The following is a 25,889-nucleotide window of genomic DNA, read 5'->3' as shown; positions in this document are numbered from 1 at the left end:
TATTGACGCAGAATAGTAGATTGTACTGGGCAAGTCTTTGCAATGGCAATCGAAAGCGAAAACACGTCAACGTATGTTTCGTCGCGCAATTCGGTACAGGGCCTGCATATTTCGGAACATCAAAGCACCTGAAGTTTTAAGTAGTTCCTATTGGTCCGCGTTTTATCCAATCGCCCAGAGTAGTTTGGGCTTCCGTTGGATGAGTGCGGTATAAACAGCGCCGCAGGTGGCGTGGATCCTGCGCGCTGTTAGCCGTAGGCTTCACGCGGTTCGGGTCCCAACAGATGCGGGAGGCAAGCGCATGAGTGCCACCCCTTCCTCTGCGGGCATCGGCGTAAGATGGGAATCACCGCGAGAGAACTCGGGCACTGCGTTTGCAGCGAGAAGTTCGGACTTCGGGATGGGCTTGCTATAGTAGAACCCCTGTGCCACAGCGCAGCCGCTTTCAGCCAAGAATTTTTCTTGATCGACCGTCTCCACGCCCTCAGCGACTACATTTTGCCCTAGGCAGCGCGCAATTGAGAGAATTGCCTTGACCAGTTCTCTACTTCGCTTGTCGGATCGATTGATGAATGACCGGTCAATTTTGAGGGTATCAATGGGAAAGTTAGCCAAATAGCTCAGAGATGAGTAGCCGGTGCCGAAATCATCGATCGCTATGGAAATTCCGCTCGCATGCAATTGAGAGAGTGTCGTCGAAACGCCCTCGCAGTTATGGAGCAGGAGACTCTCAGTTATTTCAACCTCGATCCACTCCGCACGACAACCGGTTTCCTGCAATACGTCCGCCACCGTTTGCGACAAACGCGGGCATTGAAACTGCTTAGGAGACAAATTTATCGCAATCTTGTGCGGGGGCAGTCCATCTGCATTCATGACGGCAGCCGTGCAACACGCCTCATGCAGCACCCATCGTCCAAGATCGATGATCAATCCCGTTTCCTCGGCGACACCTATGAATTCTCCCGGAGGGATCATTCCCATCTTCGGATGATGCCATCGTAGCAGTGCTTCTGAACCGATCACCTTTCCGTTGTCCAATAGGACCTTTGGCTGATAATGGAGTTCAAGTTGCTCATGTTTCAAAGCTAGGCGTAGGTCTGATTCTAGCGCTAGGCGCTTTTCAGCCCCAATCGTGAGATCCTTTGAGTAGAAGCGGAAGTTGCTACGCCCCGAGCGCTTCGCCAAATACATCGCAGAATCCGCATATTTCACCAAATCGTCGGGAGCGTCGCCGTCATTTGGAAATACCGATATCCCGATGCTGCAGGATACAAAGATCTCCCTGTCGGAAAGCATGAAGCGTTCGCCGAATGCGGCAAGCATTCTGCTGGCAATTTGAGCCAAATCGTCATTGTCCTGAACATTGGGCAGCAAGACTGCAAATTCATCTCCACCGAGTCTCGCCACGGTGTCGCTGGCACGGACGCCTTTTTTCATGCGTGTCGCCACCTGCCGCAGCAACTCGTCACCAACGGGATGTCCCATAGTGTCATTGATCGCTTTGAAATGGTCCATGTCGATCAGCATCACCCCGGCTCGCTGGCCCGCCGAAGCCGCGTCCCCGATCATCTCGCGTAGCCGTTCATTGAAAAGTGTCCGGTTAGGCAGGCCGGTCAGAGAATCGTAGAATGCCATCTGATGGATTTTCTTACGGGACGTGTCCAGTTCGGTGATATCGCGGGCGACGCCGAGGATCCCCATCAGCTTTCCCCCCGTGAATACCGGAACCTTACGAGTCTCCAAAAGCGTTGATCGACCGTCCTCGTGAGCGGTAAACCGTTCCTCATTGATGAGAATACGGCCGGCTTGCATGGCCTCCTCATCCTTGTCACGAAAAAATTGGGCGAGTTCGGGAGTAAACAGGTCATAATCCGTTTTCCCGACGATTTCCGCTTCTGCCTTGCCGACCAATTCTTCGAAGGCATGATTGCACAACAGATATTTGCCTGTTACGTCTTTCAGCCATACCATATCCGGAATGGTCTGCAGGACACTTAGGAGGCGAGCCCGAGCTTCAATAGTCGTGCCCTCGGCGTGCTTTCGTTCGGTAATATCGCGAGATAACACCAGAAAAGTGACGGTTGAGTGATTGCTGCTTGGTCGCCTTGCGACCGACAGTTCAAACCAACGGGATTCGCCGTTTGGTAGGGCTATACGGACACAACGACCGTAGGAGGCGCCGGTTTCATCGGCTTCTTCAAGAGCCAGCATAGCGATGTCGGCCTGATCTGGAGGGAGCACATCGCGGACAAGCTTGCCGAGCAGCACTTCTTTTCGCTGCGCCAGGATCTCCTGATTCCTTGCCCAGACCTGCAGGTAGCGACCGTCGGCATTTACCTCGAACAGAACGTCAGGAATGGCGGCAATAATTCCCTCTGCGAATTCAAGAGCCTCTTTGAGATCATGCTCCGCACGTTTTCGCTCTGTGATGTCCAACATCGCGCCAACCAAGCCGATCCTGTTACCAGCGATATCAGTGATTGCGGTCTTGCTGAGTAAAAGATCAACGACACCACCATTCTCGGTGGTGGCCTTTGCTTCATATTGCTGAACACCGCCATTTGCAAAAAGCGCCTCGTCCAACGCGGCATACGTCTCGGCTATGGGTGCGGGCACCAAATCGAAAACGGTTTTTCCGATAATATCTCCCTTTGAGCGGCCGGAGAAGCTTTCGAAGGCCCTGTTGCAACCAAGGTGTATCCCATCTCTGTTTTTGAAGAAGACGGGTAACGGGATCGCGTCGAGTACGACGGCACTGGACATCTCTTCGGCGTTGAATGGCAAGTCGACGTTTGTCGCAGGATGCCGGGGATTCGCCCGGAAAGCCTTCTCAAACGGTTGCTTCAGACTTGCGACATCTGCGTCGTGACCGTCCGATGGCCGGACAACGGAGGCTTCCGAAAATGGCGGGGCCGTGCCCGTGGCAAGCGGAGGGCTGGCATTGACCGCGTTGCGGAAGGCTCCACGCCCCTGGTCGATTTGAGCATCAGTCGCCATCTGCACTTCCACAGGCTGTTCGGGGCGGGATGTGCGTTCCGATTGACGTACGTGTTTCATGTGCCTGTCCTGCTTTGTCACGTGGCTGAGCAATCATGCGTCAAGCCAGCATTTTGTTAGGACCGCACAAGTCATTTGGCGGAGTACCATGCCGCTACCCCACCGGGATATCGCTCTCATTCAGAATCATCAAAGACGTGTATTTGCATGTGGTCGGCGACGCCGCCCATATCATTTAGAACGCTTGCCAATCATCATTCGAAGGCGCGAGCACCAGGTTACCACGGCGCATCGGATAGTCTCCGCGGTCAACCATTGTCTGACCGGGCGGGAAGCTCTTCCCAAGTTCGCCCGTGACCTTCTGTGGCTTCCCGCTCTCGTCTTTGAAGTGGAAATGTTTCAACAGTGCGGCTAGGCTTTGGCTCTCTTGAGCGAGGTGCGATCCTGCAGTATTCATCTCCGCGACCATGCTCGCATTTTCTTGAGTGGCATGGTCCATATGGTTAACCGCGCCGTTGATCTCGCGCAGGCCCGACGATTGTTCCTGGGAGGCCGTTGCGATTGCGTCCATATGAAGATTTACATCCTGCACAAGCTCTTCAATCGTTCTCAGGCCCGATCCGGTTTCACTCACGAGCCTTACGCCTTCGTCGACGGCAAGAGCTGAATTGCCGATGAGATCCTTGATTTCTTTTGCCGCTGTCGCTGAGCGCTGTGCAAGCTCCCTGACCTCCTGGGCAACAACCGCAAAGCCTTTTCCCGCGTCGCCAGCACGCGCTGCTTCGACGCCGGCGTTCAGCGCCAGGAGGTTCGTTTGGAAGGCGATCGCGTCGATGACGCTGATGATCTGGGAAATCTGCTTGGAGGAGTTTTCAATGCGATTCATGGCGCCGATAGCATCGCGTACAACCCGACCGGACATTTCCGCATGATCTCGCATCTGTTGGACGGCTCCGCGCGCCTCAGCCGTCCTCTTCGTGGTCGACGCAACGTTGACGGTTATCTCCTCCAACGCCGCTGCAGTTTCCTCGAGCGAAGCCGCCTGCTGCTCCGTGAGTCTTGAAAGATTTTCAGATGCGGCCGAGACGCCCGAGCTGCCATTCGTGACCGTTTCAACTGAATGGCCGACGGTAACAAGCACGTCCCGGAGCTGACGAATGGAAGCGTTGAAATCCCTGCGCAAACTTTCAAACTGTGGCGCTAACGGCTCCTCAATCTCATAAATCAAGTCTCCATCCGCCATCCGCTTCAACCCGGTTGCCAATGCCGTCGTCGCTCGGATGAGGCGCTCTTCTGCTTCTTTTTCCGCCCTTACCTGAATATCCAGCTTCTCTTGGTCAGAACGAATGCGCTCAGCTTCCGCGGATGTCTCCAGGTTACTTTTCTGTATGGCCGCGCCGCGGAAAAACTCAAGGCAACGCGCCATGTCCCCGATCTCGTCGCGTCGGATCGTCAAGGGCACCGGCGCCGACGTATCGCCTTCTGCGAGTGCCTTCATTCGGCTTGTCAGAGTCCGAATGGAGCTTGAAATTCTCCGAACGACCGAAATGCACAAAATGAGTACCGTAGACATGATCAGAAGCGTGGCGCCGGAGTAGCCGATAAAGGCATTGCGAAGATCGGCGTAACGCTGAAATGCCATCTCGTCCAACTCGTCGCCGGTGCGCATAATGAGTGCGGTCAACAAAGCAGCCCGCTGTTGGGTGATTTCATTCCATCGATCCAACGTCTCGGGGGGGAAGGAAACGCCCGGCTGGTTTGCATACATCTGATCGCGAACGCCCGCGATGAACTTGCCTGCGGCGCTGGCCTCGAAGTCGTCATAAGATTTGACGAGATCGGCGGGGAGAAATTCCTGCATCGCAGGCACATAAAGCTGCTTTAGATTTTTTGACTGTAAGAGGGACGAAAATAGATCGACGGACATGGCTGAATTTTTGACGTAGGCTCGGCCGGGCCTGATCTCCAGCAAACTAGCTTCCGTGATCTGCATGAGCGCGTGAAAACCGGTAATTTGGCGTGCTAAATCCAAATCATTGACAGTCGCCCCAGTGCGACGGACGAGCTCCAAGCCCGCAAGGGCAGCTGGGCGCAAAGCAACAGCTCCCTCCGCCTCGCTAGCCGTTCCGTCATCGACGCGCCGGCGGAAGCTATCGATATTGTCCCGCCTTTCACGAATGATCTGTACCGCCCGTTCTATGGCCGGATCGTCGAATGCCTTTTTCCAAGAGTCGTAAGCGGAAAAGACCGCTGTAAAAGCCCTGTCCGATGCAGCTTGCTTTGCCCGACGCACGTCGGCGCCTGCAAACGCTTCCGCCGCTATAGCTTGGGCGAGGAATCCGCCTTCCCGCCCAAGTCGCTGCGTTGTTTGTGCGCTGCGGAAGGTAGAGTATTCTCGGTAATATCCCAGTGATGTTGATACTCCGATGATTACGAACGCCGTCAACGGGATAATTGCCAAAATCATTAAAAGTAGAGATAGCGGCAGTCTCGACATATGTTCCTCATAGACGACTATAAATTACACCGGCTTCCATTAGCGACGCGGTCCAGAACATTGCGACATTGACCGCTATGTGTGAGATGACCTCGGCATAATTACTATAAGATTAACCCCTGTAGTGGTCTTGAACTGCGTTGCGCAGATCGGAACATCGTCGCGTTCAGGGGATCATCTGCAAGACAGATCTTGGGCCGAGGCAGTCGGCTTTTCTGGAGAGTGCTGTTGCTACAAGCCTTGAGGACGGTCGAGCGTGCCGGCTGATCGTAGCTCGGTCGGCGCAATCTGCTTATGATATACGCAATGTTTCCGAGGGAAGTACCCCATAGCGCTTGCGATAGTCCGCAGAAAATCTGCCTCTATGCACGAAGCCCCATTTCAGAGCGACCTGCGTGACCGAGAGGCCAGGTTCGCCTGTCATCAGTTCCTGATGCACTAATTCCAACCGTAGGTGCTGCAGGAATGCCAGAGGGGTCGTATTCCGAAAGTTGCGAAAACCGCTTTGAAGAGTGCGTCGGCTTACGCCACAAGCCGTTGCGATTTCCTCAAGAGATAGCGGCCGAGTAATATTGGCACGCATATAGTCGACCGCCCGCTTAACGGCCTTGGGTAAGGGTGATTCAGCAACGCGGCATAACTCAGATGAGTAGCGATGCTGCGCAGCTTCGATCAAAAGCTCCATCGTCGTTTCAGTGAGGTGATGAAGTGCTATCGGTGATTGAAGGAGGGTTCCGTCTCGTAATCCAGCATACAGCACTGGTACCAGTTGAACCAAAAGGGAGCCGAACCCGACCGATAGGTCGATTTCTGGCGAGAAATCGAGGCTGCCTCTTATTGGCGTATTGAGCCGACATCCCAAACGGCGCGTCAGCTCATCATGGGCGATCCTAAGCCCCAAATGTTTCCTGGGCCCAATGAATTGGGTCGTACTCGCCGACATACTGTTCACGAAAACGCCCCGCGTTCCCTCTGACGGGATTTGTCTGCCGTCAACGGTAACGACCGATCGCCCATGTAGTGGAAGCATGATGATGTTTGCCTCCGCCGGTCCCCGGTGCTGGACCGTTAGGTCGCCCTCGTAGTGCGCGGCAATAACTGCAATCGGACCATTGGTAATCGCATGTACATCGTAGGCGATCGTCTTATCGCCATGTACATGCGCTTCAGATTGCGGGGAAAGCCTCGAAAGCGCTGCCGCGAGTTCCTCGCTGCAGGTACCTTTGAGCGAGAAATGGTCAATCTTAGAGGGGGACACTCTCAACTCTCCACATCATCACTTCCTTCCCGAAACGGTATTCAAGCATGAGGCCCGCCTATCGCTAACGACAGGCGGACAGGGCAATTGACTTGTCGCGGCCAGTCCTCGCCGTGAATTCGACGCAGTCGAAGTCGCCTAAGTTGATAGTGCGAAGATCAATCATTGTTATATATGGAACTCCGACAGAATTGTTACCTGCTGCCAACCATCGCTTCGCAACCGATTCCCAAATGTCTGGCCTTTGATGGTCTCCATTCACGGCCCAGCAGACTCGGGCGTGCTCGCGCTAGCGACTAAACCTCATCCTTTAAGGTTTCTTTTTGCGTGATCAAACGTGCGGAGTGATGGCCGGAAACAAAGATCCATAGCCAGCTTAGTCCAACTGCCAATCTGCTCCTCGTACCTATCAGGAAGTAGATATGGGCAAGCCCCCAAATCCACCATGCAATTCCGCCCTTGAGCCGGATCTTCCCGAAGTCGATAACAGCCGAATTCGGCCCGATGGTAGCCAGGTTTCCCAGATGCCTATATCTGAACGCACTTGGAGTGGGTGTACCCAGACGTCGTGCTTCAATTACCGAAGCGACATATTTGCCTTGCTGTTTGGCGGCGGGAGCCACTCCGGGGACGGGTGTTCCATCAGCGGCCTTCACGGAGGCAGTATCTCCAATAATAAAAATCTCGGGCTTACCGCCAACAGTCAGATCTGGCTGCACGACCGCCCTACCCGCCCTGTCCTTTTCAGCACCGACCCAGGCGGCGGCGTTCGACGCTTGCACCCCCGCAGCCCAGATGACGGTCCGGCTTGAAACGAACTCATCTCCGATCGCGATGCCGTTCTCGTTGCATGCCGTCACGGGAATGCCTGTTCTCACTTCGACGCCCATCTTGATTAGCGACTGCTCGGCATATCTCGAAAGTGCTTCCGGGAACACGGGTAGGACACGTGGACCTGCCTCGATGAGAAGGATGCGCGCCGATCTGGTGTCGATGCTACGGAACTCCTCAACAAGGGTTCGTTGGGCCAGTTGCGCTATAATCCCAGCCATCTCCACGCCTGTCGGGCCTGCTCCGATTATGCTGAACGTGAGCATTGCCTTCCGCCGTTCGGGATCAGCCTCCAATTCGGCCTTCTCAAACGCGAGAAGAAGCCGCCGCCGGATGGTCGTCGCGTCTTCGAGTGCCTTTAGCCCGGGCGCAAACGGCTCCCACTCGTCCCGGCCAAAATAGGCGTGCCTTGCACCTGTCGCGAGAACGAGCGTGTCATAGGGAATAGCATTCCCATCCTTGAGCGATACTACGCGTGCCTCGGTATCAACGCCAACAACCTCGCCCAGCAGCGTCGATACATCCTTTCGTCCTCTGAACAATGCTCTGATGGGCCAAGCTATCTCCGAGGTTGCCAATACAGTCGTGGCAACTTGGTAGAGGAGCGGTTGAAAGAGGTGATGGTTGCGCCTGTCGACGATCGTTATGGAAGTGTCGGGACACTCGAGGTCCTTCGCTAACTGGAGTCCGGCAAAGCCACCGCCGACTACGACAACTCGATGCGTATCCATTTCGTCTCCCTCAAACCTGCGCGCTCGGGGCGCGCGCCTCGTAGAAATGGCCATTGCGCCCGATCAGTCGCTGATACGGGTATTTACATTAATCGACGGTGGACTCACCAACAGTGGAAGAAGAGGCTCCAGCACCCGCTTGACATTAGGATGTTCGCCATGGCCAACGACAGCCGCCTCATTCTGCCAGCCGTCTAAGATGATGAAAGTGTTCGGATCGTCCGACCGCTGGTAGAGGTCGTAGTAGAGACAACCAGACTCTTCGCGGGCGGGTCCAATGAATTCCTGAAGGAGTTCTTTTACGCGGTTTCGATTTTGGGACGTGGTTTTGAATTCCACGACAAGGTGCTGTTCCTCTGACTTCTTCGATGTCATTTGCGCTGGCTCCTAGTTGAAAACGACGACCGGCTTGATCACTCGCCCGGCTTCGGCGTCCGCGATCGCTTCGTTGATCTTCTCGAAGGGATACTTGGTGATCAATTTTTGGAAGGGGAAAAGCCCAGCCTGATTAAGATCCATCATCTGCGGAATGAACAGCTGTGGAATCTGATCACCAAGGATCGCACCCTGGATCTTGCGATTGAACACCATTAGATCGAGGGGGATGGGAATGTCGTTCCCGAGCGCGTCGAGGCCGAGCAAGACAACGTGCCCGCCGGCACGGGTGCACTTGATCGAGTTCAGAATAACCGGAATGATGCCAACTGCGTCGATCGCGAAGTCGGCACCGCCGCCCGTCAGCGCATGGATCTGGTTGACTACGTCGGGATCTTTGCCGTTGATCGCATGTGTGGCACCAAGCCCCATGGCCATGTCTAGCCTCTGCTGATTCAGATCTATGATGATAATCTTGCTGCACCGACGAACTTTGGCGGCCATCACGGCGGCCATGCCGACAGCACCTGCGCCGAAAACGGCTATCGTCGACCCTATTTCCGGCTTCATCGCGTTTATCACTGTTCCTGCACCTGTTGCCATGCCGCACCCGAGTGGCGCAGCGTCGGTAAGGTCGAGGTCTGTTTTCGGCAAAAGCGCTGCATTGTTTTCAGTCGCAAGGATATGCGTCGCAAAGGACGACTGGCCCACGAAATTGCTGCCAATGCCAACTTCATCGCAGAGCAATGCCTTCTTACCATTCGGACGAAGCCCCGTAAGATTGTACTGGGTATAGTTTTGGCAGTTCATTGGGTGAGAACGGCGGCAGTCGGCGCAGAATCCGCATGAGCTCTGGCTCAGTGCGACGTGATCACCCACTTTGAGGCTCTGAACTTCTGGTCCGACCGCCTCGACGACGCCGACGCCTTCGTGCCCCGGGATCACCGGTGCCGGCGGGCCAAAAATACCGTCGCGAAGCAGCAAGTCCGTGTGGCAGATCCCGCTCGCAACCGTGCGAACCAGGATCTCGTTGCCTTCGGGGTCAGCCAGTTCGAGTTCACGGAATTCCAGCGGGCTCTTTGGCTTCACGGCGACAGCCGCAGTGATCTTCACCATTATATTCTCCTGCGTTCTCCCGCAATTGCTACGGGAATGACTTGATCGGTCCGACGGACTAGACGCGACCCGCGCGCGCACCGTAGATGATTGCGGCAAATGCAATGATCACGCCCTGGACGATAAGCTTGCCCGGCTCCTGGATGCCGAAGACGGTCAGCATCGCGAACAGGAAGCTGAAGGCAACGACGGCAACGAACGGCCCGGCGACGCCGCCCCGGTCGACGCCGAACGTCACACCGCCGAGGATCGTGGCGGCGAGCGCATTCATGAAGGTGTCGAAGCCTGGCTTGATGGTGCCGACCGCCAACGCGGATACCTGGACCAGGGCCGCGATGCCTGTCAGGGCGCCCGCGAGCGTGTGCGAGACAAAAATCGTACGTGCCAACGGAATTCCTGTAGTTTCCGCCGCCCTCGGATTGTCGCCGACGGCCCTGAAGTAACGCCCGACGATGAGAAAGCGAAATGCGATAGAAATCAGGGCGGCGATGACGATCCACAGGACCACGGAATAGGAAAGGCCGTGGATATTGCCGCTCGTAAGTATTCGAAGCCAGCTTGGCGTTGAACCGGGCGCGCGGCCGGCGCTCATGTATTGGACGATCCCAATCAGAATGGCCGAAACACTTAGTGTGGAGATAACGGCAGAAGCGCGCACGTATGCTACGAGTATTCCGTTTACACCCCCCACAGCTAGCCCAATCACAACAGGCATGAGGACGGTCATTAGCGGTGGATAGTTGTTGAGCTGGCCCGAGCTGGCCAGATAGATCGCGAAGGCGAAAATACCGCTGACAGAGAGATCGATGGATCGCACCCGCATGACAAGCGACTGGGCGAGCACCGCGATCCCGAGCGGCGCTGACTGCTTGAGGATTACAAACCAGTAGTTGGGATTTATGAGCGTGGCGCTCACTGCTGGAGCAACCGCAACCAGGATTGCGAGCACATAGTATGCGGGCGGTAGCCCGAGTATCCACGAAATGGCGCTCTTACCCCTCAATGAGCGAGATGGTGCTTCAGTTTTCGAGTCTGATGTGGTCATCGAGAAGTCCATCTCTTTCAAAGTCCGATTGTTTTGCGTCGCTGCGAAACGACGAGTACGAGAAGCAACACACCCTTGACGACCGACTGAAGAAATGCAGAGACGTTGGCCAGATTCATCACATTATTCACTGTCCCGAGGATCGCCGCGCCAACGACGGTTCCCACAATGCTTCCGATGCCCCCGGCGAGGTGGACCCCACCCAATGCTGCAGCCGTTACAGACTCAATCCCGAATGAAGCGCCGCCCTTAGGATCACCCGATGCAAGGCGACCTGCAAGAAACATCCCCGCAGCGCATGCGAATAGAGCGGAAAGAACATACGCTTTGATGATGGTGCGCTCGACGGGAACACCGTTCATCCGTGCGTTGAAGTCATTGCCGCCGGAAGCGAAGAGGTAGAGGCCGAAGGGACGACGATAGAGAATCCAGGATGCGAAGAGCGATGCCGTGATCAACCAAAACAATGAGTTAGGTACGGGGCCGATGGATCCGGCTACCGAGCCGGAAAGCCACTCCGGAACGCGCCCACCTGGGATTGGCAAAATGATCAACGCGATACCTTGGCCGATGCCCATTGTTGTCAGCGTCATGATGATTGGATGTACATTGAGGCGCGCGACACCGTAACCGTTCGCTACTCCGAACCCCATCGCCACCGCGATGCAGATAAGCACGCGGGTTATCTCAGGAAGATCAAGCGTCATGATCGTCGTCGTTAGACTGATGACGGACCCAACCGACACGTCGAGGCCGCCAGTGAGAATGACGAACGTCTGACCGAGAGCCGAGATGACGAGCACCGTCGATTGCGCCAGGAGATTAGACAAATTCTCCGGATCCATGAAGTCCGGCAATAATATTACCGAGGCGACAACCATCACCAGGAGCGTTCCAATGGAAAGCCCGATCGCTCCCGCGCGATAAGGGAGCTTCAGGCGACTGGCAAATGAATTCATAAGTTATCCTCCTCAATGCACCGCAGCACGGGGATCCGGTGACGCACTCGCCCCCAGCGCAGTCTCGAGGATTCTTTCCTCGGTCGCCCCCTCTGCGGACATCTGCCCGACGATCTTCCTGTCATGAACGACCAAAATGCTGTCGCAGAGCCCTATAAGCTCAGCGTGCTCGCGCGACGAAACCACGACCGCACCGCCACGATCACTGAAGTCCCGCAGCAATCTGTAAATCTCTGCCTTTGCACCGACGTCGACGCCGCGCGTGGGCTCCTCAATAACGAGGATGTCCACTCCGGAGAGCAACCAGCGGCCCAGCAGCACCTTCTGCTGATTCCCGCCCGAGAGTTTACCTACGGGCGCATTGGGATCGGCGGCCGCAACTCGTAGCGACTTGATCACCTCGCGGACCCTCGACACCGATCGCCACGCAACGCTTGCCATATTCCGATTGAGCTGTTTTCCCAGCGCGATGTTGTCGTAGATAGGCAGGCGCAGGAACAGCCCTTCCTGCTTCCTGTCTTCAGGGATAAAACCGATTCCTGATGCGACCGCGCGAGCGAACCCTGACCCTACATTCACCACGTGCATGCTGTTGTCGAGGCCGGCACGCCACACGGCGATGGCCTTTGGCGATTCAACGCCCACAATGGCACGCATTATCTCTCGCTGGCCCTGTCCTTCGAGCCCTGCCAGCCCGATGATTTCACCTTTTCTGACAACGAAAGTGACTGTCGAGCTGCTGTCGTCGAGGCGCAAGTCCGAAACCTCCAGCATTGCCGCTCCGGTGGCCTGCGAGCGCGGCGGAAAGAAGTTCTGAAGTTCGCGACCAACCATTGTCGCTACCAGCGTTTGCAAGTTGAAGTCCTGCGCTCTTGCAGTCCTTACCCAAGCGCCATCTTTCATGACGGTGATGGTGTCGCATAGTTCGAAGACTTCATTCATGCGATGAGAGATGTAGACGACAGCCTTATGTTGAGCCTTAAGGTCGCGGATAACCTTGAAAAGATGCGCGACATCGGTCGAGTTCAACGCCGCCGTTGGCTCGTCGAAGATGAATACGTCCGCGTTCGACGTAAGTCCCTTCGCGATCTCTACTGCCTGCTGCTGCGCGACAGTCAGTGTCTCGACGATCGCAGTTGCGTCGAGCTGTGGAAATACGTCAGCCAGCAAAGCGCGAGCGCGTTTCACTACCTCGACGCTATCGATCGAACCGTCAATGCGACGAGGTTCATGGCCCAGGAACATGTTCTCAGCAACGGTGAGATTGGGGATCAGGGTAAACTCCTGAAACACCGTCGACACTCCCGCCAACCGTGCCTCCTTAGGGGAACGGAAATTGACTTCCTCCCCGCGGAGCCGAACACTTCCTGCGCCCGGCTGATATACCCCCGCCAGAATACGCATCAGGGTGGACTTCCCCGCGCCGTTTTCCCCCATCAGAGCGTGCACGGAGCCACGTTCCAGGGAAAAGCGAACGTCCGAAAGGACTTTCGTGAAACCAAACGATTTGTTGATGCCGACCATCTCGACAAGCGTGCTCATGGGAATTTCCATCTTCGACAGGGATACGGGCACGAGTGATCGTGCCCGTAGTTCATCAAGCCTTGAAATAATCAAGGAGCTTTTCGTTCGGCATTTCGGTCGGCGCCCAGTACGCATCAGTGAGATCTGCGCGATAGAACTGGGAGAGCGTCTCGTCGGTGATCGGCTTGGGGCGGTTCGTCCAGTTACGCTGAATCGGCTTCCCATCCAGCAAGGCGAAGGCGGCCCGCAGCGCGGCAGTAGACAGAGCGGGTGGGCAAATCGGACCGATCGAGGAAAGTTTTTCGTCATTCCAACGACGCATCCAGCCGTTAAGTGCTTCGCCCGTGATTGGCGGGATCGTTGAGGCGCCAGCCTCCTGCAAGGCATCCAAAACGCCAAGAGACATGTTGGCTCCATCGGTCCAGATGCCCGCGACATCGGGGTCGGAGAGATACAGGCTTTCGGCGATCTTCTTTGAGTCCTCATAAGACCAGCTTCCGTGCTGGGTCGACGTGATCTGAAGTCCAGACTTGCTGAAGACTTCCATGGCGCCTGCATAACGATCTGCATCGATGGGATGCCCGGCGACGCCACGCAGAACCCATACCTTGCCCTTGTTGCCAAGCTTGTCGACGAGGAACTGAGCCATCACGCGCCCGAAATAGAAGTCGTCGCCCTGGACCTGAACCGTAAACTCCTCGGTGTCGACGCGTCCGAGATAGACTACGGTTGGAATGCCAGCAGCCTTTGCCTTCTTGATGCCCTCGACGGCGGAACCGGTGGTTAGCGGTGCGATGATGATCGCATCGACCTTCTGGGCGATCAGATCCTCGATATCGGCAACTTGTTTGGAGGCATTGAGATCAGCGCTCCGGAACTGGTAATCAGCGATCCGATCCTTGTTCTTTTTTATTTCATATTCGGCTTCAAACGCCGTCTGGTAGGTATGCGTTGAACCAGCGAGGCCGTAGTGGCTGTGTCCGATCTTCCACGGGCCTGACTTCTTGAACTTACCCGCGTCGACAATTGGGTTGGCGCCTTCGGAGGGCCAAGTGTCAGGTAGGAGACTGATCGCGTCGTCGGCGCGAAGAATCCCCGGCATTCCGAACGTGCCGGCTACAGCAATTGCCCCGCTCGCTTGTAGAAATGTACGTCTCTTCATGAAAATTCCTCCTCCGGCCGCTCTGGGCGGCATTGTCTGTTAAGGCGAGAGCCTTGCCTTCCCAAGCCGTGCCGGACTCTCCTCAATACGGCGGAGTGCATTGGTATGAGCTATCAGACAATCTGTCAATAAATATATACTTCGACGTTTATTTTTTCGGCATCGTTTTGTTTTCACTTGCACATAGTCGCACTTGACGGATTGTCCGATAGTGCGACAATATTCGTGTTCGCTAAATCGATGGGAGGGTTATGAATGTCCACTCTGGTGATTGTCCGGCATGGCCAAAGCGAAGGGAACGCGCGCGGGGAGTTCTCGGGTACGAGCGACGTTCCGCTCACACAGGAGGGCTGGTCTGAGAGCAGGCGAGCCGGCTCACTGCTCGCGAACCTCGGCATCTCGTTCGATATTGCGTTTAGCTCTGCCCTCTTGCGCACAGTTGACACTTGCAGAGCGATTTTGAACGAAACCAACGGCGATCTGCTGGAGCCAATCAGGAGAACCGAGTTGAACGAACGCGACTACGGACAGCTCACCGGCATCAACAAGAACGTGGCACGTGAGCGGTGGGGCCAGGATGTTGTCCAGGTTTGGCGCCGCTCGTACAGCACTCCACCACCTGGGGGAGAAAGCATACGGGACATAAGCGCGAGGGTTCTGCCCTTTTTGATAAGCGAAGTGTTCCCCCCCTTGTTGAGAGGGAAATCGGTTCTTGTGGTGGCCCACGGGAATACGATCAGGTCACTAAAGCAGGGCATCGAACGCCTCACGATCCAGGATACGCTCGCTATTGAGTCACCGACCGCCGCGCCAACTGTATACCGGATTGCGTCGGACCTCTCGATCATCGAGAAGACTAACGTCCTGGTTGGTACTGTCTGTTAAGCCTGGCTGGCAGTAGCATCGTTTGTAGTCGGTTAAACTTGGCAATACCGGTGTCTCGAAGCTGTCGATAGCCTTCAGAACCGGCTCGACGTCGGCAAGCGACGCCATCCGGCTCGCCTCACACGTTGCTACTAAATTTTCGTCTGCCGATCTTTCAGCCCAAAGCGGGACAAGACGCATGCTCCCTTTCGAACATGCACGGAACCCTTTGATCACTTCAAATCAGCGTTCACTCGTGACTTTGCAAAAATGCAGCCCTGCTCCGGTTGAACTGATCTAATTTAACAGAGTAATTATTGACTGATTGTCTGACGATGAGTACGTTCGCGCGAATTGCGTTGTGAGCCTTGGAGGAACAGTTACATGAAGCAGGCATATGCGGCGGTCTCGCGCGAAAAGGCGAAGCCCTTGATCTTGGAGTGCATAGGGATTGAGGAACCTCGTGCAGACGAGATTTTGGTCCGCATCGTCGCATCGGGGGTATGTCATACCGACCTGGTGGTCAGGGACCAGGGATATGACGTACCTCAACCTGTTGTGTTGGGACACGAAGGCTCTGGCGTCGTCGAGGCCGTCGGGAGCGCAGTTAAAGATCTTGTGCCCGGTGATCACGTTGCTTTGAGCTACGCCTATTGCGGCAAGTGCGAAAAGTGCCTTTCCGGTACACCTTTCTACTGCGAGGACTTCTTCGGTCGCAATTTCCGCGGCACTCGTCCGGATGGCACCTGCCCGATCCATGATTCTCACGGGAAACAGATTAGTGGCTGCTTCTTCGAGCAGTCGTCATTTGCAACCTACGCCATCGCCAGCGAACGAAACGCCGTGAAGGTTGCAAAGGATGTTCCACTCGAGTTGATTGGACCGCTCGGGTGCGGGCTTCAGACCGGTGCTGGCGCGGTACTGAATTGCCTCAAGCCGAAGCCCGGCTCGTCAATAGCAGTGTTCGGTGCTGGTGCGGTTGGCATGGCGGCTACGATGGCCGCGAAAATCGCCGGATGCGCGACCATCATCGTGATCGACTTGAACGATGAACGGCTGGAACTTTCGCGCGAACTCGGGGCGACGCACACGATAAATGCCCGCAAATTGGACAGCGTTGCCGCGATCAGGAAGATCGTCCCCGCAGGCGTTGATTTCAGCTTGGAATGCACGAGTTCGCCACGAGTTTTCCGTCAGGCAGTCGACTGCCTTGGTACGCCGGGAACATGCGGTCTCGTTGGCTCGTCCGCTCTCGGCACTGAAGGCACGATCGATATCGGGAACTTCCTTTTCGGCCGCACATTGATCGGCGTTGTCGAAGGACAAAGCATTCCGTCCGAGTTCGTCCCGCAGTTGATCGAGTATTGGCAGCAGGGACTTTTCCCGTTCGACAAACTGGTTCAGTTCTATGACCTCGACCAGATCAACGAGGCGATGGCTGATTCCGAGAGCGGCAAAGTCATTAAGCCGATCCTTCGCATGAAGCATTAGTTTGCGAGACTTTTCGAAAGACAAGACGGACCGCGATTAAATGCGATCCGTCGGAACAGCCGTGCTCAAGACGAGATATGGTCGAACGCTGCTTTCGATGCAATCGCGGGCCACATCACTCCGATACGCCTGCACGAATGATGTGCTGGCAGGGCCGACGCAAAAGCTCTAGGACTCTGCCGGTCAAAGGCGGCCCCCTACAATCACCGGCAGGTAAGTGGCGAGGGCGGCTCCGCTACCCAAGGGGTCCAGAGAACACCTGCGCGCCAAACACTGAAAAGACGTTGTTCCGGCCGACGTGTTCAGCTGACGTGTCCTGGTCCAACAGGTGGCCAAACCGATCGCGCTTTGTCTTAAGATAAGTGATGTTGGACGCGCTAGATGCGGCGATCAGACTCTGGCGAGACGACACGATGACGCCTGACGTTCGCAGCGCCTCTATTTTTGCAAGATTGTTGGTCAGAAGCCGAACGCTGCCGATACCGAGGTCGCGGATGATATCCGCCGCTGCGTTATATTCGCGGGAATCAGATGCGAAGCCGAGTTCCCGATTTGCCTCAAGAGTATCACGACCATGATCCTGCAGGCCGTAAGCCGCAATTTTGTTTCCTAAGCCAATGCCACGCCCCTCTTGCCCACGCATGTAGATCACGCAACCAGCGCCCGCTAACTGGACCGCCCGAAGAGCCATTTCGAGCTGTTGACCGCAGTCGCATCGCATGGACCGGAACGCCTCACCTGTCAGACATTCAGAATGCACCCGTACCAGAACGTCTTCCTTCTCGCACAACTCGCCAAGTGTCAAAGCTAAGTGTTCCGTTCCCGTCAAACTATCGCGATAAGCAATTGCCTTGAAATCCCCAAACCGCGTTGGCATAAAGGACTGCGCGTAACGCTTTACCCTCGTATCACGACTCCTGCAGTACTCAATCAAAGCGTCGATCGTTACTATGTGCAGGCCATGTTCGATTGCGAACTTCTCGAGATCTGGCAGTCGAGACATGGTTCCGTCGTCATTGGCGATCTCGCAGATTACGCCAGCCGGCGCCAGGCCGGCCAGTCGTGCAAGATCCACGGCAGCTTCGGTGTGGCCAGGACGGCCCAGGACACCGAGACGATTTGCACGCAAAGGAAAAATGTGACCCGGCCGCGATAGGTCTTCCGGCCGCGTCTGCGGATCGATGAGCGACTTGACGGTTGCTGCTCGATCTTCGGCTGAAATCCCTGTCGTTGTGCCGTGTTTGCAATCGACGGAAACGGTAAATGCCGTCTGCAGTGAGTCCGAATTACGTGTGACCATCAGGGGGATCTCGAGTTTGTCGAGACGTTCGGCTGGAAGTGGCACGCAGATAAGGCCTCTCGCATATTTCATCATGAAAGCGATGTGCTCAGCTGTTATTTTTTCGGCAGCAACGACTAGGTCGCCTTCATTCTCCCGATTTTCGTCGTCGACCACGATAACCATCTCGCCCGCTTCGATCGCCTCGATCGCCTCATCTATGCTCGAAAAAGACATGGAATCCTCCTCCTTATTATGGGCTGACGGCGCGACGCGCGGCATCGAGCTCTCTGTCGACAAGCGCGCGCAGGTTCTCAGAAAGAGCATCGTTCTGAAAATCTTCATCGAGAGCGAAAATGAAACGGCTATGTATTTGCGCTTCGAAAAAGTCGAATAAGGCTTCCATCGAGGCTTCGACGAGCGGCTTGTGACTCGATGCTTTACCGGTTGCAAAAGGGATCACATAGCGGCCCTTAAGCGCTTTCATGTCGACAAGGTCGAATAAATGCTTCAGCAACCCAGTGTAAGATGCTTTGTAGACCGGACTACCAACAACTAGCACGTCACTAGCCAAAATATCGTTGAGTGCCGCTTTAACAATCTCAGCGGCGCTGGAGGGCAACACTGTTGCCCCAAGGTGCGGATGAAGGTCGACAAGGTCCCAGCAGCTTGCTTCGTTGCCGGACGCGCGCACCCGATCCACCATGAAGTCTGCTACGGCCCGGGTTTTCGAGGGGCGCGATAAATTCCCCGTTATTACAACAACTTTCATGTCACAGGACTCCCAACATTCTCGCATAAGACAATCTTACAATTTTCACTCACACCGCAATGGAGGTCGTTGAGGACCCGTGGGGGCAAAAATAGTCCTGCGGTGTCCTGAGCCCTCACAACCCGTAATTTCCGAACCTCGAAGGCTGGATTGCTTCGCAGAAGTCTTCTGTCTCGTACGACTTTATTCTCTCAATGGGTGGGCTCGCCGTGCAAGCGAACCTATTGTCTCCAATCCCTGCCGCTTTTACCGACCCAGCACGTTTGCGTTAGAACCTCCTGGACAGGAATGAGGCGTTGCCGCTTGATATACGGTCGCCGTGACTCCACCTCAGTTACGACAGGTAGTATCCCGGTCACTTACGGGAACTCTGGTGAGCTTGCCTTCGATGGATCATGGGCGAGCCAAGGTTTCGCATGCGATACCCATACGTTTGACATCGGCACACTTCCAGGATCGGTATCGAACGTGCCGGCTCTAACGACTTTGAGCTCCGGGCTGGCCGGCCGCTCCGCATAAACGTGCGAGCCACATACCGAACAAAACCACCGCAGCTTTCCAGGCGTCGATTCGAAGCTATGAAGCGTATCTTGGCCTGTAAGGATCTTGAAGTGCTCGCTTTTCACCTTCGCAGCGGTATTGTGATCAGCGGCGTGGGACTTCCGGCATGTTTGACAGAAGCAATTCCACATGGGTCCATCAATTTCCTGAACCTGGTACGTAACGGCTTTGCATTGGCATGATCCGAAGATTGGCATCGGGTATCCTTTCACTGATTCATTACGTTGATTTCAAATTTCTCGTCGCCGCTAAGCCAGCGTTTGATGTTGCGCGCAGCCTGGCGGATGCGGTGTTCGTTCTCGACGAGCGCCAGACGGACGTAGTCGTCGCCCATTTCGCCGAAGCCGATACCCGGTGCAACGGCGACGTCGGCCTTCTCGACCAGCAGCTTGGAAAACTCCAGCGAACCGAGATGACGGAACTTTTCGGGGATCTTCGCCCAGGCGAACATGGTGGCAGCCGGCGGCGGCACGTCGAAGCCGGCCTTGCCGAAGCTTTCGACCATGACGTCGCGGCGACGCTTGTAGACGTTGCGAACCTCCGCAATGTCGGAACCGTCGCCGTTCAGCGCATGGGTCGCGGCCACCTGGATCGGCGTGAAGGCGCCGTAGTCGAGATAGGACTTGACGCGGGTGAGCGCCGCGATCAGCCGCTCGTTGCCGACGGCAAAGCCCATGCGCCAGCCGGGCATGGAAAAGGTCTTCGACATCGAGGTGAATTCGACGGTCACATCCATTGCACCAGGCACTTCGAGAACCGATGGCGGCGGAGCGCCGTCGAAGTAGATCTCGGAATAGGCAAGGTCGGAAAGCACGATGATGTCATGCTTCTTGGCGAAGGCGACGACGTCCTTATAGAAATCGAGCGTCGCGACGAGGGCCGTCGGGTTCGAGGGGTAGTTGAGGATCAGCGCCAACGGCTTCGGGATCGAATGTCGGACCGCCCGCTCCAGCGGCGGGAAAAAGCTCTCATCCGGCTCAACCGACATCGAGCGGATCACGCCGCCCGCCATCAGGAAACCGAAGGCGTGGATCGGATAGGTCGGGTTCGGGCAGAGGATCACGTCGCCGGGCGCGGTGATCGCCTGCGCCATGTTGGCGAAGCCTTCCTTGGAGCCCAAGGTGGCAACCACCTGGGTATCCGGGTTGAGCTTGACGCCGAAGCGGCGGGCATAATAGGCGGCCTGGGCGCGGCGCAGCCCCGGAATGCCCTTGGAGGAGGAATAACGGTGGGTGCGCGGATCCTGCACGACCTCGCACAGCTTGTCGACGATCGATTGGGGAGTCGGAAGGTCGGGGTTTCCCATGCCGAGATCAATGATATCGGCGCCGCCCGCTCGCGCGCTTGCTTTCAAACGGTTGACCTGTTCGAAAACATAAGGCGGCAAACGTTGAATTCTGTGAAAGTCCAGCACACTATTTCCAATCAAATCGCAGATACCTCCCGCGCCGATTATAGAAACCGACGCGGGAGGCTGGGAGGTCTCCTTCCGGAGAACATTCATTACTTCTTCGGCCGCCAAGCTAACGGATCTTCAGGACGTTCGAAGTAGTTTGCAGCGACGTCTGCAGGCCACCAGCCGTTGTTCTTCGGCTCGATCCAATCCGTAGAATTGGGATCGCAATCTTCCTTCAGCACTTCCTTCACGTCATCAATGGTGTAAGGAAGCGCAGGACGAAGAATCGACTGGATCTTTGGTCCCTGGCCTTCGAGCGTTCGCATCATGACGTCCCACACAAGGCGGGCATCAGACCGCGGCGGCCAGAAATGGAAGCTCTTGCTTATGAAATCAGGGTTCTTACGCCAGTAGCAGGCTGCGGAAGCCTCACCCCCGAGCACGATAGGCATCATGTCGCGGCCGGATTGCTGTACTGCGTTCACGACACCGTTTTCTGAAGCGGACTGAACGAGAATGCCATTAACCTCAGCAAGATTGGTGGCAAGAAACTTCTGAACCTCAACCTGGGCGACCTGGTCGGTCCATTTGCCAGCTATCGTGCCTACAATTTTGATACCGGGGAATTTATCGAACGCGTTCTTCGCGCCGATGTCGAAGCTGTCCGATGATGCGAAACCGGGGATGCCCGATACCATCAGGACGTTGCCTTTTTCACCGATTTCCTTGGCAAGCCATTCAGCAGCCTTGTAGCCACCGTCGGTGTTATTCTCTGTGGCATTGATTGCGTAGGGTGATGTGACATAGCCCGAGACTGAGAAGACTGGCACGCCTTTCGAATGAGCATACTCTATGGTCTTGTTAAGTGCGGTAATGTTCGAGCAGCAAATGACGATCGCATCAACACCGTCGTCAACCATCTGCCGCATCTGCTGGATTTGGACAGCGTCTTTGAGGTCAGACTGCGTGACGATAAGATCGGAGACTAGGCCTGCTTCCTTATATTTCGGAAGCAATACGTTGGTGAATTCGTCCAGGATGTTCGCGCGCCAGGTATTACCGGCATATGTGGATGCATAACCAATTTTCCACGGCGGTGGACGTTTTGGAACAAAATCTTTGTACACCGTCCCCCCGAGCGGAATGGCGGGATCGATATTCTCGTAAAGCGCCTTTTGGTCCGGCGGCAACGAATCGAGGCCGTCAGCCTTCGCCACGCCGTTCATGTGATAAAGGCTCGACAGCGTAAAAAGCGCTGCAACGATTTTCTTCAGCATTCAGGGCCTCCTCCCCTTGTGGTTCCGCTCAACCGCCGGCCCCTTTGGCCGCCAGCCGCGAAAATCCTGCCAGAATCTGGCAGAGTTCGTGTCGGGACGGCAATCGCCGTCCCGAGGACTGGTTCAGTTGCGCAGACCGGCTTGCTTGAGCAGCGGCATGACACGGTCGTTAAAGAAGGGAAGTTCCTCGTTGTAATCGACCATTGTCAGCAAGGCGCCGTTGACGCCTGTATTGCTGAGATCCACGAGCTTGTCGGCGACTTGTTCTGGATTGCCGACGATCGGGTATCCACCCCAGCCAGCGACGAAGCGTTCCTTGAATTTTTGATACATTTCGGCAGAATGGTTTTGAGATTGCACCTGCAGAACTTCACAGATGTTCTCGCATGCCTCCCAGTCACCCTTCTGGTTGACGTAGTAGTCGTAGTATTCCTTTGCTTCCTTCTCCGTTTCGCGAACGATAACGGGGCAAGCTGTGAATGTGCCAAGATCACGGTTATATTCAGTACGCGCCAGGTCCTTCACCTTTTTGACCCAGGCAGCGCCCGATTCCATGTCTTGCATGAAGCCGAAGTTGAAGTCGCAGAACTTGGCGGTGAAATGCAGTCCCTTGCCCGAGGCGCCGGCGCAGATCAGGAGCGGGCGACCCGCCTTGTTGTAGGGTTTGGGTTCACTGAAGGCGTCTTTGACTTTGAGGAACTCGCCTTCGAAGGTAACGCCATTGCGTTTCCAGAGCGTCTCGACGATATCCATCCATTCAGTGGCGTATTCATAGCGGGTGTCGTGCTCCATCATAGGAACTCCGAACATTTCCATTTCGGGAGTGAACCAGCCGGTAACGAGATTGAGGCCGTATCGACCCTTCGAGATGTGATCGATTGTTGTCGCCATCTTGGTTGCAACAATCGGGTTTAGCGTCGGAATGTGAGTCGTTGAGAAGAACTGGAGCTTCGTGGTGACCGCCGCGAGAGCGGCCGCCCAGGTGAACGTATCCATGTTCACGCCATTGAAGTTTGAAGGACCGCCAAAACCACGCCAGCGTGCAATCGGCACCATGCATTCCCAACCGGCTGCCTCAAGCTTCTTTGCAATCTCGACGTTGTGGTCGAAGGTAGGTTCGAACGTTGTCTCAGCGAGCGTAATCGCGCATGCATTCGAGCAATTCGTGCCAAATACGCCGAGCTTGAGCTTGTTATCATTGAACATTGGGTTTCCGGCAGCGCGGAAATCGTCTTGTGCGGTCACTGTAGTCCCTCCTCGGGCTGGCAACGGATGATGCTCAGCCCACTCAAATGCGTTGAATAACTAGATGCCCATCTCGTCGAAAACTTCCGCTGCCACGCGGAAGCTGTCGATGGCCGCAGGAACACCGCAGTAAATCGAAACCTGGAGGAAAACCTCCCGAATTTCCTCTTTGGTAAGACCGTTGTTGATTGCTCCGCGAACATGCAGTTTCAGCTCATGCGGACGATTGAGGGCCGAAATCATCCCGAGATTGAGGATGCTGCGCTGCTTGCGCTCCAGGCCCGGCCGATTCCAAATCGCGTCCCAGCAGTATTCCGTGACGAGGGTTTGCATCGGCCAATTGAAGTCGGTGGCTTTGCTGACCGACGCATCAACATAGGCCCCCCCCAAGACTTCGCGCCGGGTCTTTAGTCCGCGCTCAAAGCGCTCTGTGACTTCACGTCCATGAATTTCTCTTGCGGGTGCCATATTGCTCACGCTTTTCTCCTTGCCGCCCTTGGGCTTTCGATGAGTGATGTGATTGGTGGTTAAAGCCACCTACTATGCGGCCGATCCACTGATGGACGACGACCTGACGAGTTGACCGTTTTCGTAGAGAAGCGGCGCGATTGACTCGATGAACCGTGCTTCGAGCACTTCTCCGAGCACAACATCATGCGTTCCAACGTGAACGACATCTTTTAGCTTGCAGACAAACGCCGCCTGCGCATCGGACAGGACCGGCATGCCGTCGAGAGACAGCCACTCGCCGTAATGAAAGCGCTCTTCACCCTTCAATTGCCCACTGAACAGCGGCACAAGATCGGCATGTGAAAGATGCAGCATGTTCACGGCGAACTTCCCGGAGATCTTCAAAGGCTGATTCACCGAAGCCGATTGGTTGATGCAGACAAGAACAGTTGGTGGGTCCGCGGTAACCGACTGGACCGCGGTGGCGGCCATGCCATGACGGACCCCGTTGAGTTCGGTCGTGATCAAGCAGATGGTTGATGTGAACCGACGCATAGCTGCCTTAAAAGCCAACTGCGCCTCAGTGCTGGTATCGGCCATATTGTCCTCCCACGGCCAAATTCGATCGAGCCTAGATAAACAGATCAGCAGACAATCTGTCAACTGGATTTTCACAATTGACAGATTGTCTGCTAAAATGTCTTCTAAGGCACCCAAAAATGAGGAGATGGTCGATGGATTTGAATCAAAGGGTTTGTATCGTCACAGGGGGCGGCAGCGGCATTGGTCGTGCGACCGCCGAGCTTTTCGCAAAGAACGGCGCCTATGTGGTTGTTGCTGATGTCAATGAAGACGCCGCGGTTCGTGTGGCGAACGAGATCGGCTCGAAGGCTTTCGGTGTTCGCGTCGACGTCTCGTCCGCCAAGGACGCGGAAAGCATGGTTGAGAAGACGACCGCAAAGTGGGGCCGGGTCGACGTGCTCGTCAATAATGCCGGGTTCGGAACGACGGGGAATGTGGTGACCATTCCTGAAGAAACTTGGGACCGGATTATGTCCGTAAACGTCAAAGGGATCTTCCTTTGCTCAAAGTACGTCATTCCTGTTATGCGACGGAACGGCGGAGGTTCGATCATCAATACGACTTCCTACACCGCAACCTCAGCAATCGCGGACAGGACTGCCTACGTAGCATCGAAAGGAGCAATATCTTCGCTGACGCGCGCGATGGCCATGGATCATGCGAAAGAGGGAATTCGTGTCAACGCGGTCGCTCCAGGGACAATCGACTCTCCTTACTTCACGAAAATCTTCGCCGAAGCGAAGGACCCCGCGAAGCTTCGCAGCGATTTCAACGCCCGTGCCGTCATGGATCGGATGGGGACAGCTGAAGAGATTGCTGAAGCAATGCTTTTTCTTGCGTCCGATCGTTCGAGGTTCGCGACCGGTAGCATTCTGACGGTCGATGGCGGCTCCTCGATCGGAAACCACCTGGTCAAGTGAAGGAAAGGGCGGCACTCGTCATGCCCTTACATTTGAGGCAGGAACACCGGGGTATAAGGCTCCAGCCTCGTTGATCATTGACGTGTTCCTAACCCGTCAATGACAGCACAGAGCTGTTGGCCTAGGCGCAGCTCTTGTCGGACTTGCGGCACGCTCCAGCAAATATGATAGAGAAAGGACTGCCGGCGACAACGAGATCTAACAGCGGAAACTGGATCAAGGACATTTCGCAATTTTTGTCGAATAACCCCACGATGTCGGTCAGATGACGTCATGCGAGTGCCGACCTTCCGGAATAGCCGCATGCTGGTTCCGAATGCCCTCTATCGCAACGCTGTCGGCATAAGTTTAGTCCGGAATACAAGGTGATACGATCGTGTCCCGGGAGGTGGGGTAGCTGACGGCTGATTGCCGTGCTTTCCGAGGTCGGGTCGGAGGGGATATCAGCGTGCCACAGCGGGCAGGCTGATTTGGGGCTCATCGCTCATTTGGGCCATGGTCTCAAGCGTCATATACCTGGCGCGTTGAACGGCCCATTCATCATTCTGTTCGAG

Annotated in this window: 21 protein-coding genes; 3 read left to right on the top strand and 18 right to left on the bottom strand. The window is 55.6% G+C overall.

Translation table 11 applies throughout. From position 1 onward, the window contains the following. Nucleotides 1-261 precede the first annotated feature (261 nt). The 10 genes from PYR71_RS27940 to PYR71_RS27895 all read right to left on the bottom strand — a co-directional run bounded on the left by PYR71_RS27940 (nt 262) and on the right by PYR71_RS27895 (nt 14,498). On the bottom strand, nt 262-3,060 hold the full coding sequence (locus tag PYR71_RS27940; protein WP_077991329.1) for a sensor domain-containing protein: 2,799 nt from the start codon (nt 3,058-3,060) through the stop codon (nt 262-264). Nucleotides 3,061-3,235: 175 nt separating this feature from the next. After that, nucleotides 3,236-5,497: a methyl-accepting chemotaxis protein gene (locus PYR71_RS27935; protein WP_077991327.1), complete on the bottom strand. Its 2,262-nt coding sequence runs from the start codon at nt 5,495-5,497 to the stop codon at nt 3,236-3,238. A gap of 292 nt (nt 5,498-5,789) precedes the next feature. Then, nucleotides 5,790-6,755 (bottom strand): helix-turn-helix transcriptional regulator, encoded by a 966-nt coding sequence (locus PYR71_RS27930; protein ID WP_008534397.1) that lies wholly within the window; start codon nt 6,753-6,755, stop codon nt 5,790-5,792. 296 nt (nt 6,756-7,051) lie between these two features. Further along, a complete protein-coding gene (locus PYR71_RS27925) occupies nt 7,052-8,317 on the bottom strand; it encodes an NAD(P)/FAD-dependent oxidoreductase (RefSeq protein ID WP_077991326.1) in 1,266 nt (421 codons plus the stop codon). A gap of 63 nt (nt 8,318-8,380) precedes the next feature. Next, nucleotides 8,381-8,692, bottom strand: a complete 312-nt coding sequence (locus PYR71_RS27920; RefSeq protein ID WP_004671505.1) for a putative quinol monooxygenase — start codon at nt 8,690-8,692, stop codon at nt 8,381-8,383. Nucleotides 8,693-8,704: 12 nt separating this feature from the next. Beyond that, a complete protein-coding gene (locus PYR71_RS27915) occupies nt 8,705-9,808 on the bottom strand; it encodes an NAD(P)-dependent alcohol dehydrogenase (protein ID WP_004671507.1) in 1,104 nt (367 codons plus the stop codon). Between the two features lie 58 nt (nt 9,809-9,866). Beyond that, entirely contained in the window at nt 9,867-10,865 is a 999-nt protein-coding gene (locus PYR71_RS27910; RefSeq protein ID WP_026188838.1) for an ABC transporter permease, read from the bottom strand. A gap of 5 nt (nt 10,866-10,870) precedes the next feature. Further along, nucleotides 10,871-11,812, bottom strand: coding sequence for an ABC transporter permease (locus PYR71_RS27905; RefSeq protein ID WP_004671512.1), 942 nt, complete (start codon nt 11,810-11,812; stop codon nt 10,871-10,873). Nucleotides 11,813-11,824: 12 nt separating this feature from the next. Then, nucleotides 11,825-13,354 (bottom strand): sugar ABC transporter ATP-binding protein, encoded by a 1,530-nt coding sequence (locus PYR71_RS27900; protein WP_170964873.1) that lies wholly within the window; start codon nt 13,352-13,354, stop codon nt 11,825-11,827. Between the two features lie 55 nt (nt 13,355-13,409). Further along, on the bottom strand, nt 13,410-14,498 hold the full coding sequence (locus tag PYR71_RS27895; protein WP_004671515.1) for a substrate-binding domain-containing protein: 1,089 nt from the start codon (nt 14,496-14,498) through the stop codon (nt 13,410-13,412). A 255-nt stretch (nt 14,499-14,753) separates the two neighbouring features. On the opposite strand from PYR71_RS27895, the gene PYR71_RS27890 reads away from it, so the two are divergent. Then, a complete protein-coding gene (locus PYR71_RS27890) occupies nt 14,754-15,383 on the top strand; it encodes a 2,3-bisphosphoglycerate-dependent phosphoglycerate mutase (RefSeq protein ID WP_064842555.1) in 630 nt (209 codons plus the stop codon). A 363-nt stretch (nt 15,384-15,746) separates the two neighbouring features. After that, nucleotides 15,747-16,853 (top strand): NAD(P)-dependent alcohol dehydrogenase, encoded by a 1,107-nt coding sequence (locus tag PYR71_RS27885; protein WP_037145482.1) that lies wholly within the window; start codon nt 15,747-15,749, stop codon nt 16,851-16,853. Between the two features lie 235 nt (nt 16,854-17,088). Here the strand turns inward: PYR71_RS27885 and PYR71_RS27880 are convergent, their stop codons facing one another. The 8 genes from PYR71_RS27880 to PYR71_RS27845 all read right to left on the bottom strand — a co-directional run bounded on the left by PYR71_RS27880 (nt 17,089) and on the right by PYR71_RS27845 (nt 24,433). Then, entirely contained in the window at nt 17,089-18,369 is a 1,281-nt protein-coding gene (locus tag PYR71_RS27880; RefSeq protein WP_082935757.1) for a bifunctional 3,4-dihydroxy-2-butanone-4-phosphate synthase/GTP cyclohydrolase II, read from the bottom strand. A 16-nt stretch (nt 18,370-18,385) separates the two neighbouring features. Beyond that, on the bottom strand, nt 18,386-18,904 hold the full coding sequence (locus PYR71_RS27875) for an NAD(P)H-dependent oxidoreductase (protein ID WP_004671524.1): 519 nt from the start codon (nt 18,902-18,904) through the stop codon (nt 18,386-18,388). 359 nt (nt 18,905-19,263) lie between these two features. Continuing rightward, entirely contained in the window at nt 19,264-19,662 is a 399-nt protein-coding gene (locus tag PYR71_RS27870) for a GFA family protein (protein WP_008534386.1), read from the bottom strand. 11 nt (nt 19,663-19,673) lie between these two features. Then, nucleotides 19,674-20,969, bottom strand: coding sequence for an LL-diaminopimelate aminotransferase (locus PYR71_RS27865; RefSeq protein WP_011053357.1), 1,296 nt, complete (start codon nt 20,967-20,969; stop codon nt 19,674-19,676). After that, nucleotides 20,969-22,138, bottom strand: a complete 1,170-nt coding sequence (locus tag PYR71_RS27860; RefSeq protein ID WP_008534383.1) for an ABC transporter substrate-binding protein — start codon at nt 22,136-22,138, stop codon at nt 20,969-20,971. The genes PYR71_RS27865 and PYR71_RS27860 overlap by 1 nt, the downstream gene beginning before the upstream one ends. 123 nt (nt 22,139-22,261) lie before the next feature. After that, on the bottom strand, nt 22,262-23,383 hold the full coding sequence (locus PYR71_RS27855) for an LLM class flavin-dependent oxidoreductase (RefSeq protein ID WP_011053356.1): 1,122 nt from the start codon (nt 23,381-23,383) through the stop codon (nt 22,262-22,264). Nucleotides 23,384-23,443: 60 nt separating this feature from the next. Continuing rightward, nucleotides 23,444-23,851 carry a carboxymuconolactone decarboxylase family protein gene (locus tag PYR71_RS27850; RefSeq protein WP_008534380.1) on the bottom strand — a complete coding sequence of 136 codons (408 nt, stop codon included), beginning with the start codon at nt 23,849-23,851 and terminating at the stop codon, nt 23,444-23,446. 72 nt (nt 23,852-23,923) lie between these two features. Next, nucleotides 23,924-24,433, bottom strand: coding sequence for a flavin reductase family protein (locus PYR71_RS27845; protein ID WP_008534378.1), 510 nt, complete (start codon nt 24,431-24,433; stop codon nt 23,924-23,926). A 134-nt stretch (nt 24,434-24,567) separates the two neighbouring features. Here PYR71_RS27845 and PYR71_RS27840 point away from each other — a divergent pair, with 134 nt between their 5' ends. Next, nucleotides 24,568-25,335, top strand: a complete 768-nt coding sequence (locus PYR71_RS27840) for an SDR family oxidoreductase (RefSeq protein WP_004671535.1) — start codon at nt 24,568-24,570, stop codon at nt 25,333-25,335. Nucleotides 25,336-25,889: the final 554 nt, after the last annotated feature.

The sequence above is a fragment of the Rhizobium mulingense genome, assembly GCF_029194105.1.
Lineage (GTDB): Bacteria > Pseudomonadota > Alphaproteobacteria > Rhizobiales > Rhizobiaceae > Rhizobium > Rhizobium mulingense.
The sequence above is the reverse complement of the archived record's forward strand: the minus strand, read 5'-3'. Positions and strand labels throughout refer to the sequence as shown.